11 protein-coding genes are annotated in these 13,648 nt (G+C 73.3%); 1 reads left to right on the top strand and 10 read right to left on the bottom strand.

The genetic code is table 11. From position 1 onward, the window contains the following. Window positions 1-27 precede the first annotated feature (27 nt). On the top strand, window positions 28-390 hold the full coding sequence (locus AC07FV_RS10855; protein ID WP_479086280.1) for an ArsR/SmtB family transcription factor: 363 nt from the start codon (window positions 28-30) through the stop codon (window positions 388-390). On the opposite strand, the gene AC07FV_RS10850 is transcribed toward AC07FV_RS10855, so the two are convergent. The 10 genes from AC07FV_RS10850 to AC07FV_RS10805 form a co-directional block, all read right to left on the bottom strand. Beyond that, entirely contained in the window at window positions 371-1,249 is an 879-nt protein-coding gene (locus AC07FV_RS10850; protein ID WP_479086279.1) for a DUF72 domain-containing protein, read from the bottom strand. The genes AC07FV_RS10855 and AC07FV_RS10850 overlap by 20 nt on opposite strands. A gap of 31 nt (window positions 1,250-1,280) precedes the next feature. Beyond that, window positions 1,281-5,198, bottom strand: a complete 3,918-nt coding sequence (locus AC07FV_RS10845) for a glycoside hydrolase family 2 TIM barrel-domain containing protein (protein WP_479086278.1) — start codon at window positions 5,196-5,198, stop codon at window positions 1,281-1,283. 214 nt (window positions 5,199-5,412) lie between these two features. Continuing rightward, on the bottom strand, window positions 5,413-6,072 hold the full coding sequence (locus AC07FV_RS10840; RefSeq protein ID WP_479086277.1) for an ABC transporter ATP-binding protein: 660 nt from the start codon (window positions 6,070-6,072) through the stop codon (window positions 5,413-5,415). Next, window positions 6,065-7,051, bottom strand: coding sequence for an ABC transporter ATP-binding protein (locus AC07FV_RS10835; protein WP_479086276.1), 987 nt, complete (start codon window positions 7,049-7,051; stop codon window positions 6,065-6,067). Before AC07FV_RS10835 ends, AC07FV_RS10840 begins: the two co-directional genes overlap by 8 nt. Next, complete coding sequence (locus AC07FV_RS10830) at window positions 7,048-7,941, bottom strand: ABC transporter permease (protein WP_479086274.1); 894 nt, start codon at window positions 7,939-7,941, stop codon at window positions 7,048-7,050. The genes AC07FV_RS10835 and AC07FV_RS10830 overlap by 4 nt, the downstream gene beginning before the upstream one ends. Window positions 7,942-7,946: 5 nt before the next feature. Then, the gene (locus AC07FV_RS10825) at window positions 7,947-8,915 is read right to left on the bottom strand and encodes an ABC transporter permease (RefSeq protein WP_479086272.1); all 969 of its coding nucleotides are present in this window, start codon (window positions 8,913-8,915) and stop codon (window positions 7,947-7,949) included. A gap of 32 nt (window positions 8,916-8,947) precedes the next feature. Next, complete coding sequence (locus AC07FV_RS10820) at window positions 8,948-10,546, bottom strand: ABC transporter substrate-binding protein (RefSeq protein WP_479086271.1); 1,599 nt, start codon at window positions 10,544-10,546, stop codon at window positions 8,948-8,950. A gap of 120 nt (window positions 10,547-10,666) precedes the next feature. Beyond that, a complete protein-coding gene (locus tag AC07FV_RS10815) occupies window positions 10,667-11,176 on the bottom strand; it encodes an O-acetyl-ADP-ribose deacetylase (protein WP_384692287.1) in 510 nt (169 codons plus the stop codon). Further along, window positions 11,173-12,582 (bottom strand): phytoene desaturase family protein, encoded by a 1,410-nt coding sequence (locus AC07FV_RS10810; RefSeq protein WP_479086268.1) that lies wholly within the window; start codon window positions 12,580-12,582, stop codon window positions 11,173-11,175. Before AC07FV_RS10810 ends, AC07FV_RS10815 begins: the two co-directional genes overlap by 4 nt. A gap of 142 nt (window positions 12,583-12,724) precedes the next feature. Beyond that, on the bottom strand, window positions 12,725-13,570 hold the full coding sequence (locus AC07FV_RS10805; RefSeq protein WP_479086267.1) for an inositol monophosphatase family protein: 846 nt from the start codon (window positions 13,568-13,570) through the stop codon (window positions 12,725-12,727). Between the last annotated feature and the right edge of the window lie 78 nt (window positions 13,571-13,648).

Here is a 13,648-nt window from a genome sequence, read left to right as displayed (position 1 = left end):
TCATGTGTGGTGAGTAGGATGAACCGCATGGGTCACGGAGCCGCCACCACCGCGCAGGACGCCACCGCACGCGTGCGGCTGGACGCGGACAACGTCGCGAAGGTCGCCACGACGCTCCAGGCCCTGTCCACGCCGTCCCGGCTGCTGATCCTGGCCCGCCTGCGCGAAGGCCCGCTGCCCGCCACCGAACTGGCGGCGGAGGTCGGCATGGAGCAGTCGGCCTGCTCGCACCAGCTGCGGCTGCTGCGCAACCTGGGGCTCGTGGTGGGCGAGCGCCGGGGCAGGTCGGTGGTCTACGCGCTGCACGACCACCACGTCGCCGAACTCCTCGACCAGGCCGTGTTCCACGTGGAGCACCTGCGGCTGGGGCTCAGCGACGCGACGGAGTGAGCAGCTCCCGCATGGTCTCGGCGGCGCGTACGGCGGCGTCCGCGCAGCAGTTGTTGAAGAGCACGTGCAGTTCGTCCGCCTGCCGGGCGGCGCGGCGCAGGCGGGGCGCCCAGGCGGCGAGTTCGGCGGCGGAGTAGTCGTACCGGAAGCGGTCCTCCTTGCTTCCCCTCCCCCACGAGCGGCTGCGCCCGTGGAAGCGGACCACGGCGAGGGCCGGCCGGGTGACCGGCGCGACGGGCGGCAGGGAGGCGGGCAGGTCCTGGGCCATGTCGGTGCCGACCGCCGACGCGTCCAGCGCGGCGAGCAGCGCGTGGGTGGTGTCCGCCTGCCCCGGCGCCCACCACCCCGGGTGCCGGAACTCGACGGCGAGCGGCCAGCCCTCCGTGCGCCGGGCGCACGCTTCGAGCGTCGCCTCGGCCGGGGAACCGGGCGCGAACCACGGCGGGAACTGGAACAGCACCGTGCCGAGCCGCCCCGCCTTGCGCAGCGGCTCGACCGCCTCGGCGAAGCGGCCCCACACCTCGTCCAGCAGGCCCTCGTCCGCCCGTCCGCGCCGCAGCGCGTCGGGGCCGAGTCCCCGGAGGTCGGGAGGCAGGGCCTCCACCCGGGTGGGGTGGCCCGTGAGCAGGGAGAAGGCCTTGACGTCGAAACGGAACCCCTCGGGCGTGCGCTCCACCCACAGCTCGGCGTTGCGCCGGCTCGGCAGGGCGTAGTACCCGGCGTCCACTTCGACGACGGGCAGCCGTGCGGCGTAGTGCCGCAGCCGCCCCTCGGCGTCCCGTCGCCCGCGCGGATACCAGCCGCTCGCCACGAGCTGACGGTCCGTCCAGGAACACGCTCCCACCAGTACGTCACCCATGGGAGCCCGGGTACCCCGGGCTCCCGGGCCGCTAATCCGTCGCCGTGGGCCGACGCGAGGCGGCCGTCGCCTCCCGCACGTCCGTCAACGGCCGCAGCCGGTAGGTGTAGGAGTAGTCCCGGTCGGCGAACAGCTTGAACTCGTCGTGCGTGTGTGCGCCCCAGCTGTTGTCACCCCCGACCCCCATCTGACGGTGATTCAGCCGCAGGACGACCGCGTCCCGCGGGGTGAGCTGGTAGTCGTGCCGCACCCCCGCCGACAGGTCCTCCGGCGTGAAGTGGGACGCGTTGGCCTCCAGCAGGGGTTCGCCCGAGGCGAGCAGGCCGAAGCCGTGGCGGTCGGTGAGGGCGATCCAGCGGACGTCGGTCTTGTTGCCGTTCTCCTGCGGGCGGATGTACGGCGTCCACTGCTCGGCGACGGTCCCGGAGTACCGGCCCACGTCGGTGCCGGTGTTGCGGTCCCAGTGGTTCTCCTCGGGGCCGCGACCGTAGTAGTGCAGCCGGTCCAGGCCGCGCGGCAGGAACAGCAGGGTGCCGACCTCCGGGATGTACGGCAGGTTCGCGGCGCCCGGGTGCAGGGTGTTGTCGACCTTGATCTCACCGTTGCCGAACACCGTGTACGTGGTGGTGTACGCCGACTCGACGGTGGTGGGCAGGGTACCGGCGACCTCGATCACGACGGCCCGCTCGCCCAGGGCGCGCACGGTGACGTCCGTGACCGCGCGCCGGGTGCCGGCGTCGCGCCAGGTCTGGTTGCGGGTGTGCTGGCCGTTGCCGTGGTCGTTGTCGGTGGGCGCGCGCCAGAAGTTCGGTACGGGTCCGGAGTTGATCAGCCGCCTGCCCTGCGCCTCGTACGAGGAGAGGGTGCCGGAGCGTTTGTCGAAGGTCACCGAGAAGCCCCGGCCGTCGACCGTGACCTCCTCGTCGCCGTCCCGGTGGCGCAGGGCCGGCACCCGGTCCAGGGGCACGGGGGGCACGGCGCGGACGTCGGCGTCGAGGGGGAGTTGCGCCCGGGCGACCTCGAAGCCCGCCTTCGCCCAGGGCGTGGCCTCCTTGGTGGTGAAGGACAACTGGAGGAAGTACTCGGTGCCGGGCGCCGGGTCGTCCGGCAGTCGCACGGGCACGGTGATGTCCTTGCGGGACAGCGGCCGCACGTCCAGCTGCCTGCGGGTGAGCCGCCCGCGCCGCACCACCTCGCCGTCGGCGACGAGTTCCCAGTGGCCGTCGAACTCGCGCAGGTTCGTGAACAGGTACTCGTTGACGAGGGTGACCGCGCCCGGCTGCCCGGCCCGCGGTTCGACGCCGACGGCCTGGTAGACCCGTTTGACCTCGGCGGCCTTGCCGGTGTGGCCGCGGTCGGCGAGGACGACGCCGTCGGCGACGAAGCAGCCGTCGTTGGGGTTGTCGCCCCAGTCGCCGCCGAAGGCGAAGAAGGTCTTCTCCTTCGGCCGCTTCCGCTCGACCCCCACGGTCCGCGCGTCGAACCAGAAGCGCACCCCCTCGTCCTCGGGGCCGCGGCCGTCGTCGGCCAGTTCGGCCGCGGTGAGGGCGCGGGCGTGGACGCGGGCGCGGTGGATGGTGCCGCTGAACTCGCGGACCTGGTTGTCGGCGTCGGTGGCGAGAGCCAGGGAGGCGGTGTTGGCGGTGGGCCTGCGGTCGGTGGTGCGGGTCGCGCGCAGCTCGCCGTCCACGTACAGGGTGAGGGAGCCGGCCTCCGCGTCGAAGACGCCCGCGATGTGGTGCTCGCGGCCGGTCCAGTCCTCCGGCACCGTCCAGGTGGCGGTGATCCACTGACCGCCGGAGTGGATGAAGAACTCCAGCGTCCGGTTGTTCTGCTTCAGCGCGTACTGGGTGTCGCCCTTGGTGAGGATCGGCTGGTGGTAGCCGGTCACGCCCGGGGTGACCCAGGCCTCCAGGGTGAGCGAGCCGGTGAGGTCGAGACCCTCGTCGCGGGCGAAGACGGTGCCGCCGGACAGGCCCTTGCCGGGCTCGAAGGTGCCGGAGGCGCCGAGGATCTCGCCGCGCAGCCGGGCGGGCCCGGTCTCGGTCAGCAGGGTGCGCTGCGGGACCGGCCAGGTGAGCGACTGGTCGACGAAGTCCCAGATCCAGCCGCCCTGGAGCACGTCGTGGGCGCGGACGACGTCCCAGTACTTCTTGAAGTTGCCGGTGGAGTTCCCCATCGAGTGGGCGTACTCGATCATCACGTACGGGCGGGTGTCCGAGGTGTCCTTCGCCCGCTGCTCGACGCGTTGCGGGGTGTCGTACATCTCGGAGCGGATGTCGCTGATGCCGGGACGGTCGTCGCCCTCGTACTGGATGACGCGGGTGGGGTCGTAGGAGCGGATCCAGTCGTGCATGGCGGTGAAGGTGCTGCCGCCGCCGGCCTCGTTGCCGAGCGACCAGATGACGACGGAGGGGTGGTTCTTGTCGCGGTGCACCATGTTCTGGGCGCGGGCCACACACGCCTCGGTCCACTCGGGGTGGTCGCCGGGGTACTCCTCCCGGATGCCGTGGGTCTCCAGGTTGGTCTCGTCGACGAGGTAGAGGCCGTACTCGTCGGCGAGTTCGTACCAGAGCGGGTTGTTCGGGTAGTGCGAGGTGCGGACGCTGTTCATGTTGAGCCGCTTGATGATCCTGATGTCCTCGACCAGGTCGTCGCGGCTGAGGGCGGTGCCCCGGTCCGGGTGCATCTCGTGCCGGTTGGTGCCGCGGAAGGAGACGGGCCGGCCGTTGATGCGCATCAGGCCGTCCCTGAGCGCGAACTCGCGGAACCCCACCCGGTGGGACAGGGTCTCCACGACCTTCCCCGCGGGGTCCCGCAGGCGCAGCACGGCGGTGTAGAGGTACGGGTGCTCGGCCGACCACAGCCGGGGCTCGCGTACGGCCTTCGCGGCCCGTACGGTGACGTCCTGACCGGCGCCGACGGCGGCGGGGTCGGCGGACTGCTGGAGCGGGCGGGACCAGACGGCGTGGCCGCGGGCGTCGTAGAGCTGGGTCTCCACGGTGTACCGGCCGGCGGCGGTGGGCCCGTCCCCGTACGCCCGCACGCTCGCGGTGACCGCCAGCTCGGCGGCCGTGTACGTGTCGTCCAGCGGGGTCTCCAGCTTGAAGTCGCGCAGGTGCACGGCGGGCGTGGAGTAGAGGTGGACCGAGCGGAAGATGCCGCTCAGCCGGATCATGTCCTGGTCCTCCAGCCAGTCGCCGTCGGCGTAGCGGTAGACCTCGACGGCGATCTGGTTGGTGCCGGGCTTCAGGTGGTCGGTGATGTCGTACTCGGAGGGCGTGTAGGAGTCCTCGTCGTAGCCGACCAGTTCGCCGTTGATCCACACGTAGTGGGCGGACTTGACGCCCTCGAAGTGGAGGAAGGTGCGGCGGCCGTCCCAGTCGCGGGGGACGGTGAAGGTGCGCCGGTACTGGCCGACCGGGTTGTAGCGGGTCGGCGCGGTGGGCGGCTGCGGGTCCTCGCCGCGGCCGTTGGGGCCCCAGTACGGGTACGTGATGTTCAGGTAGATCGGGAAGTCGTGACCGTGCAGCTGCCACACGGACGGCACCGGGACGGTCTCCCAGTCGCGGTCGTCGGTGTCGGTGCGGTGGAAGTCGACGTCCCGGTCCTCGGGTCGGTCGGCGTAGGCGAACTTCCAGGTGCCGTCGAGGCTCAGCCGGTACGGCGAGCGGGTGCGGTCTCCGGTGAGGGCCGCTTTCACGTCCGGGTAGGGCATGAGCGTGGTGTGCGGCGGTTCGGTGCCGAGCCGGAAGACACCGAAGTCCTGCCACTGCGGGGGCTCGTCGGACGGCGCCCGGCGGCCGGCCGCGTGGGCCGCGACGGGCGGGGCGGACAGGGCGAGCGCACCGAGGACGGCGGCGCCGCCCTCCAGGAGGCGTCGGCGGCTGACGAGCGGCCGGGTGTGGGGGGCCGGGAGTGCGGCGGGTGACACGGGCGAGTGCGGCATGACCGTGGCCTTCCGTGGGCTTCGGGAGCGGCTCAACGCACGGTGCTGTGACAGCAGTTGACGTGGGGGTGCTGCACAACTGCCGGTGACGCGGCGACTACTGGGTCAGGCACACCCTAGGACCCGAACACAACCGAATCAATTACCCCGTCGGACTTTGTTGGTTCCTGGTGGACGGTGGCCGCTTCCGCGCGCCCGGCGGGCGGGAGCGCGGTCAGGAGCGCGTCAAGGTGGCCCATTCGACGGTGCGGTCGCACCAGCGGTCGAGGAGGACACGGTCGTGACCGACGGCCAGCAGGCCCGCACCGGTGGCGGCGCGGTAGTCCTCCACCACCCGGACCAGGGCGGCGGTGGTCGAGGCGTCGAGCATCGCCGTCATCTCGTCGCACACCAGCCAGCGCGGGCGCAGCACCAGCGCGCGGGCGAGGCAGGCGCGTTGCAGCTGGCCGTCGCTGACCTCGTGCGGACGCCTGCTCAGCAGGTCGCCGGTCAGCCCCACGGTGGCGGCCAGTTCACGGACCCGGTCGGTGATCCCCGTCCGGCGGCCGGTGGCGCGCAGGGGCTCGGCGATCAGGTCGGTGAGCGCCAGCCGGGGGTCGGCCGAGAGCCGGGCCTGCTGGAAGACGACGCCGAAGGCGGTGCGCTGCTCACGGGGGGCGCGGTGGCGCCAGCGCCGTACGGGGGTGCCGTCGACCACGAGGGTGCCGGCGTCGGGGTGGTGCAGCAGGGCCGCCACACGGGCGAGGGTGGACTTGCCGCAGCCGCTCGGGCCGAGCAGGCCGACGGCCTCCCCGGGCGCGACCGACAGGGAGATCGCCCGGATCACGGGCGTGTTCCTGTCGTACCCGGCGGTGATGTCGTTCAGTTCAAGCACGGTCGGCGGCCTCCGTGAGCACGGCGTGCGGGTGGTGGCAGGCGACCGTGCCGGTCAGCGACGGGAGCGCGGCGCAGGAGTCGGTGGCCCGCTCACAGCGGACCGCGAAGGCACAGCCGTCGGGGAGGGCGCCGAGTTCGGGCGGCAGTCCGGGGATCGGGGTGAAGGCCCGCTCGGGCAGGGCGTCCAGCAGGCCGCGGCTGTAGGGGTGGCGGGGCCCGGGGGTGCCCAAGAAGGCGTCGGCGTCGGCCAGTTCGACGATGCGGCCCGCGTACATGACGGCGATGCGGTCGGCGATGCGTTCGGCGGCTGCCAGGTCGTGGGTGATCATCAGCAGCGCCCGCCCCTCGTCGCCCGTCCCGTCGTCGACGTGGCGTCGCAGCTCGTCGACGGTCCGGTCCACCAGGTCCCGGTCGAGTCCGGTGGTCGGCTCGTCGGCGAGCAGCAGCGGGGCCTCGCCGACCAGGGCGAGGGCGGTGGCGGCGCGCTGGGCGAGACCGCCGGAGAGTTCGTGCGGGTGGTGGTCGAGGTGGTCCGGGGGGAAGGCGGCGCGTTCGGCGGCGGCCTCCGCGGCCCGGCGCAGCTCCGCTCGGCCGCGGACCGGGGTGAGGTGCGCGACCGTCTCCTCCAGCTGGGAGCGGATCGTGCGGACCGGGGTGAGGTGGGCGGCCGGGCTCTGCGGCACCAGGCCGATCAGCCGGCCCCGTACGGTGCGGGCGAAGGTCCGCTCGTCGGCGGTGAGCAGGTCCAGTTCGCCGAGGAGCGCGCTGCCCGCGATCCGCGCGTTGCCGGGCAGCAGGCCGAGCAGGGCGGAGGCGAGGACGGACTTGCCGCAGCCGCTCTCGCCGATCAGGGCCAGGCACTCGCCGGCCGCCACGTCGAAGTGGGCGTCGGTGACGGCGGCGACGCTCCGCCCGCCCGGCATCAGGAAGCGCACCGACAGACCGCGTACCGACAGCACGGGGGCTCGCTCGGTCACAGCATCAGCTCCGATCGGCGGCGGGGGTTGATCCGCTCCCGCCAGGCACCCGCGAGACCGGCGACGGCGAGGGTGGGGACGATGATGAACAGGCCCGGGAAGAGGGTGGGCCACCAGTGCCCGGCGAGCAGCGATCCCCGCGCCTCCTGGATCAGGTTGCCGAGGCTCGCGGTGTGGGTGGGCAGCCCGAGTCCCAGGAAGGACAGCGCGGACTCGTGCCACATGGCGTGCGGCACCATCAGCACGGCGGCCAGCGCGGCCTGCGGCAGCACGCCGGGCAGCAGGTGCCGTACGGCCACCCGCCACCGGGAGGCGCCGCCGGAGACGGCCGCGTCGACGTAGGGGCGCGACCGCAGGGACAGCACCTCGGCGCGGACGATGCGCGCGGTGGACAGCCAGTGGGTGAGCGCGACGGAGACCACCACCGGCCAGACCCCCGGCCGGAACATGGCGACGATGAAGATGCCCAGCAGCAGGTGGGGCACGGAGGCGATGGTGTCGACGACCCGCATCACGCCGCGGTCGACCCAGCCGCCCAGCGCTCCGGCGGTGGCGCCCACGGCGGTGCCGACCACGGTCGCCGTCAGGGCCGCCGCCACTCCGACGAGCAGCGAGACGCGCAGCCCGTAGACGCAGCGCAGCAGCAGGTCGCGGCCGACGTCGTCGGTGCCGAACGGGTGGGCCCGGCTGGGGGCCTCCAGTTTGGCGGCGAGGTCGACGGCCTGCTGGTCGAGCTGGACCAGCGGCGGCACGAGCAGCACCGCGAGGACGGTCACGGCCAGCAGCGCGGCGGAGGTGCGCAGGCGCAGGGTGCGGGTGGAGCGGCGGTCGGCGCCGTGGGAGCGCCACACGGTGGGCCGCGCCGTCTTCTCGGCTGTGATCTCAGCCATGGGACTCACATATCACTGAGCTTCACCCTCGGGTCGAAGAGTCCGTAGAGCAGGTCGGCGAGCAGGTTGCCGGCGAGTACGGCGGCGGTGGCGAGGGTGGTGAGGGCGGCCAGCAGCGGGAAGTCGACGGCGGTGGCCGCCTCGACGGTGGCCGCGGCGATGCCCGGCCAGCTGAAGACGGTCTCCACCAGCAGGGCGCCGGTGATGAGTTCGGGGACGCGGGAGCCGATCAGGGTGAGCACCGGCAGCAGTCCCGAGCGCAGTGCGTGTCCGAAGAGGACGGTGCCCTCCCCGATGCCCCGGGCCCGTGCGCCGCGCACCGGGTCCTCGGCCAGGGCGTCGCCGACCCCCTGGCGCACGTAGAGCGTGAACCAGGGCAGTTGGGAGACGGCGAGCACGCCCGCGGGCAGCACGAGGTGGCTCGCGACCTGCCCGGGGGTGACCTGCTCGCTGGCGGTGTCCGTCAGCCCGCCGGCCGGCAGGACGTCCCACTGGAGGGCGAAGAGCCACACGGCGAGCAGCGCGATCCAGAAGACCGGCGCCGCCTCCAGGGTGTACGCGACGGAGGTGACGGCCCGGTCCAGCATCGAACCGGGGCGGCGGGCGGCCAGCACCCCGAGGAGCGTGCCGGCCAGGACGGCGACCGCGAAGGCGACGGCGCACAGCAGCGCGGACCACACGAGGCGTTCACCGATCACCTCGGCGACCGGCTGGCGCATCACCCCGGAGTGGCCGAGGTCGCCGGTGAGCGCCGAGGTCAGCCAGTCCCACCAGCGCGCGACGAAGGACCGGTCGACTCCGAGGTTGTCCCGCAGCCGGTCCAGGGTCTCCTGGTCGGCGCCGAGCGCGGCGGTGCCGGCGTACGCCTTGACGGGGTCGAACGGGGAGGCGGCGGCGATGGCGAAGACACCGAAGGTGACGACGAGGACGACGGGGACGGCGAACAGTGCCCGCCGTCCCGCGAGGCGTCCCATCGGTCCCCAGGGCAGCCGCCGGGCGGAGCGGTTCACTTCTTGGGCTGCCAGTCCTCGATGTTCCACCAGGGTCCGCTGGCGAAGCCGTGCTCGTGCGGCTCCAGCTGGGTGGTCAGGCCCTTCCAGCGGTCGGCGAGGACGTAGAGGTGGTCGATGTGGGTGAGGAAGGTGTAGCCGGGGTTCTCGACGAGGGCCTGCTGGATGTCGTCGTAGGCGGCCTCGCGCTTCTTCGGGTCCTGGGTGCGCCGCCCGGCGTCGAGTGCCTCGTCCACCGTCTTGTCGTCGTAGCCGGCCATGTTGTTGAAGCCGTCGTTGGCGAGGGAGGAGTGCAGCAGGGTGAAGAGGCCGAAGTCGGGGTCGCCGACGCTGCCGAAGCCCGCGAGGACGGCGTCGTGCTTCATCCGCGGCTCGATGACCTCCCAGGTGGCGCCCTCCACCTTCACCTCGATGCCGGCCTTCTTGGCGTCGGAGGCGTAGGCGAGCGCGTGGTCCTGGCGGACCTTGTCGCCCGAGGGGTAGTACAGGGTGAACGAGGCGCGGCGCCCGTCCTTGGCGCGGACCCCGCCGGAGCCGGCCTTCCAGCCCGCCTCGTCCAGGACGCGCCCGGCCTCGGCGAGGTCCTGGGGGCGCTCGATGCCGCGCGCGTACCAGGGGTCGTCGGCGGGCAGCGGCCCGTACGCGGGACGGCCCGCGCCGTCGAGGATCTTGTCGACCATGGCCCTGCGGTCCACCGCGAGGTCCAGTGCCCGTCGGACCGCCCGGTCACCGGTGACCTCGCCCGTGGTGGGCAGGGTGACGGCCCGGAAGTCGTAGGACTTCGCCTCGTAGGTGCGGCGGCCGTCGTCGCCCTTGAAGGTGGCGGCGAGGTTGGGCGGCAGGACGGCGCCGTCGAGGTCGCCCGAGCGCAGGCGGGTGGCGCGCACGTTGTCGTCGGCGATGATCGCCGTGGTGAAGGTCTTCACCGCGGGCTCACCGCCCCAGTAGTGCGGGTTGGCCTTGAAGGTGAGCTTCTCGCCCTTGCTCCAGCTCGCCAGCACGTACGGGCCGGTGCCGACCGGCTTGGTGTTGAAGGCGCCGGTGTTGGGGTCCTGGTCGCCCGCGACGTGCTCGGGGACGATGGGCAGCACCGTGCGGGCGGCGAAGGCCGCGTAGGGGTACTTGAGGGTGAAGACGACGGTGCCGTCGCCGCTCGCGCGGACGTCGTCGACGGCGTCCAGTTCGCTGCGGGCGGTGTTGTTGGTCTTCGCGTCGAGGACGGTGCGGTACGTGTAGACCACGTCCTGGGCCGTGAGTGGCTCCCCGTCGCTGAACTTGACGCCCTCGCGCAGGGTGTACGTGTACGTCCGGCCGCCGTCGGTGATCTTCGGCAGCGCGGTCGCCAGGGCCGGCTTCAGCTCGAGGTCGGTGTCGCGGGCCAGCAGCCCGTCGAAGATCTTGGAGTTTCCGTCCTTGCCGTAGCCGAGCAGCGGGCTCAGGGTGTCCGGCTCCGAGGCCACGCCGATCACGACGGACTCGGCGGCCCCGGCGTCGTCGCCGCTGCCGCCCCCGGGCGCGGAGCAGGCGCCGGCGCCCGCGGCGAACGCCGCCACCACGGCGGCACTTCGTATCGGACCGGTCCGACGGGTCGTCATGTCTCCCCCACGCTTGTCGTTGGTGCGGGGTTATTGCACATCAGTTGCAAGAGAAGCGTCAAGCCAGGTGGGAAAGCATCCGGGGGCCGGACGGGGAATCGGGGGTGGTGCGAGGGCCGGTCAGCCGACCAGCGCGGCGAACGCCTCGTACGCCCGGTCGTCGAAGAGGACGAACCGCGCCTCCGCCACCGACGTGTCGGTGGTCCGGACCGTCTCGACGGCGATGCGGGCCGCGTCGTCGATCGGCCAGCGGTAGACGCCGGTGGAGATCGCGGGGAAGGCGACCGTGCGGGCGCCGAGCTCGTCGGCGACGCGCAGGGACTCGCGGTAGCAGGAGGCGAGGAGCGCGGAGCGGTCCTCGGTCGTGCTGTGCACCGGGCCGACCGTGTGGATCACCCAGCGCGCGTCCAGGTCGCCCGCGGTGGTGGCGACCGCCCGGCCGGTGGGCAGCCCCTTGCCGAGGTGCCCCGCGCGCAGCCTGCGGCACTCGGCGAGGATCGCGGGGCCGCCGCGCCGGTGGATGGCGCCGTCGACGCCGCCGCCGCCGAGCAGTGAACTGTTGGCGGCGTTGACGAGGGCGTCGGCGCTCTCGCGGGTGAGATCGCCCTTGACGAGGGTGAGGGTGGTCATGTCTGCCGCAGCCTGCGCCAGACGGCCTTCGCCGCATTGTGCCCCGACATGCCGTGCACGCCCGGGCCCGGGGGCGTGGCGGAGGAGCAGATGAAGACCGCCGGGTGCGGGGTGCCGTACGGGAAGAGGGACAGCTTGGGCCGCAGCAGGATCTTGAGGCCGGAGATCGCGCCGGAGGCGATGTCACCGCCGACGTAGTTGGCGTTGCGGGCGGCGAGTTCGGGCGGGCCCGCGGTGGCGCGGGCGAGGACGCGGTCGCGGAAGCCGGGGGCGAAGCGCTCCAGTTGGCGTTCGACGGCGTCCGTGAGGTCGCCGGACCAGCCGTTGGGGACGTGCCCGTACGCCCAGAAGACGTGCTTGCCCTCCGGGGCCCGGGTGGGGTCGGCGACGCTGGGCTGCACGGTGATGAGGAACGGCGGGTCGGGTGCGCGGCCCTCCCGGGAGGCCGCGTTCAGCGCGGCGCCGATCTCCGCGCTGCTCGCGCCGACCTGCACGGTGCCCGCGGTGCGGGGTGCCTCGGCGGTCCAGGGGACGGGGCCGTCCAGCGCGTAGTCGAGCTTGAAGACTCCGGGGCCGTACCGGTAGCCGGCGTAGTGGTTCCCGAGGCCGGCGATGCGGGCCAGGGCGGTGGGCGAGGTGTCGAAGACGTAGGCGCGGGCGGGCGGCAGGTCGTCGAGGCGCTTGACCTCGTAGTCGGTGTGGACGGTGCCGCCGAGGTCCTCGAGGTAGGCGGCGAGCGCGTCGGAGATGGCCTGGGAGCCGCCGCGGGCCACCGGCCAGCCGCGGGCGTGCGCGGCGAGGGCGAAGACCAGGCCTATGGCGCCGGTGGCGAAGCCGCTGAGGGGGGCCATGACGTGCGCGACGAGGCCGGCGATGAGGGTCTTGGCGCGGTCGTCCCGGAAGCGGCGCATCAGCCACGTCGACGGGGGCAGGCCGGCCAGTCCGAACCGGGCGAGGGTCACCGGGTCGCGGGGCAGTGCGGTGAGCGGCAGGGACATGAAGTCCCGGGCGAGGGCGTCCCACCGGGGGAGGAAGGGCTCGACCAGCCGGCGGTAGGCGCCCGCGTCACGTGCTCCGAAGGACGCGGCCGTCTCCGCGACCGAACGGGAGAGCACGGCGGCCGAGCCGTCCGGGAACGGGTGCGCCATGGGCAGCCCGGCGTGCAGCCACCGCAGCCCGTACCGCTCCAGGGGCAGGGCGCGGAAGGCGGGCGAGTTGATGCCGAGAGGGTGCGCGGCGGAGCACGGGTCGTGCATGAAGCCCGGCAGCGTCAGCTCCTCGGTGCGCGCCCCGCCGCCGACGGTGTCCCGCGCCTCGAACACGGCCACCGAGAAACCGCGGCGGGCCAGCTCCACGGCAGCGGTCAGTCCGTTCGGTCCCGCACCCACCACGACCGCATCGAGCATCGACGGCACCTTCGGACTCCTTCGTCAGCCGATGGCCACTCGGGTCAGGATATGCCCGGGCTCCGGCAGCCTGCGGTCGCGGGTGGGGCGGGAGGGACGCGGCGGGGCGGGGCGTAGGGGCCCGAAGGGGATCAGGCGCGGATCAGGCCTCGCCCGACAGCAGTGCCACCACCCGCCGGGCGGTGGCCGCGTCGCGGGCCGCGGTGAACGGCAGCTCGTTGTCGCCCGTGATGCGGAAGGGCTCGCCGGTGCGGGTCAGGTGGGTGCCGCCCGCCTCCTCGACCAGGAGCAGGCCCGCGGCGTGGTCCCAGGCCGCCTCCCAGGAGAAGGCCGTGGCGTCGGACTCGCCGCGGGCGACGGCGAGGTACTCCAGGCCTGCCGAGCCGCAGGCACGGGGCGCCACACCCGGGGTGCGCAGGCCGGTCAGGGCGTGCTTCTGCTCGTCCGTCGTGTAGTCCGGATGGGACGTGGCGACCCGCAGGTCGCGGCCGGGCTCGGGCGGACCGGCGTACAGCCGCTCGCCGTCCAGGAAGGCACCCCGGCCCCGTACCGCCGTGGCGAGCCGGTCCAGGGCGGGGGCGTACGTCCACGAGGCGTGCACCACCCCGCGGTGGGCGAGCGCGACCAGCGTGCAGAATCCGGGGTCGCCGTGCACGAACTGCCGCGTGCCGTCGACGGGGTCGACGATCCACACCGGCGCCTCGCCGCGTATCGCCCCGTAGGAGGCGGGGTTGGCGTGCACGGCCTCCTCGCCGACCACGACCGAGCCGGGCAGCAGGGCGGCCAGGACCTCCGTGAGATACAGCTCGGCCTTGCGGTCCGCGTCCGTCACCAGGTCGTGCGGGCCGGCCTTCTGGTCCACCTCGTGGTCCGCCAGCCGGCGCCAGCGCGGCATGATCTCCTGGGCGGCCGCCTTGCGGACGGCCTCCTCCACGTCGTCGGCGTGCCGGGTGAGAAACTCGTCGATGGTTTCGTTGCTCTCGATCATGACTCCATGAGAGCACGCCCCACTGACAGCCCCCGCCCGGGTGGTGGATTCCAGGTGGAATCGGGGCGAACACCCGGC

It is taken from the genome of Streptomyces sp. NPDC045956 (genome assembly GCF_056430705.1).
The sequence above is the reverse complement of the archived record's forward strand: the minus strand, read 5'-3'. Positions and strand labels throughout refer to the sequence as shown.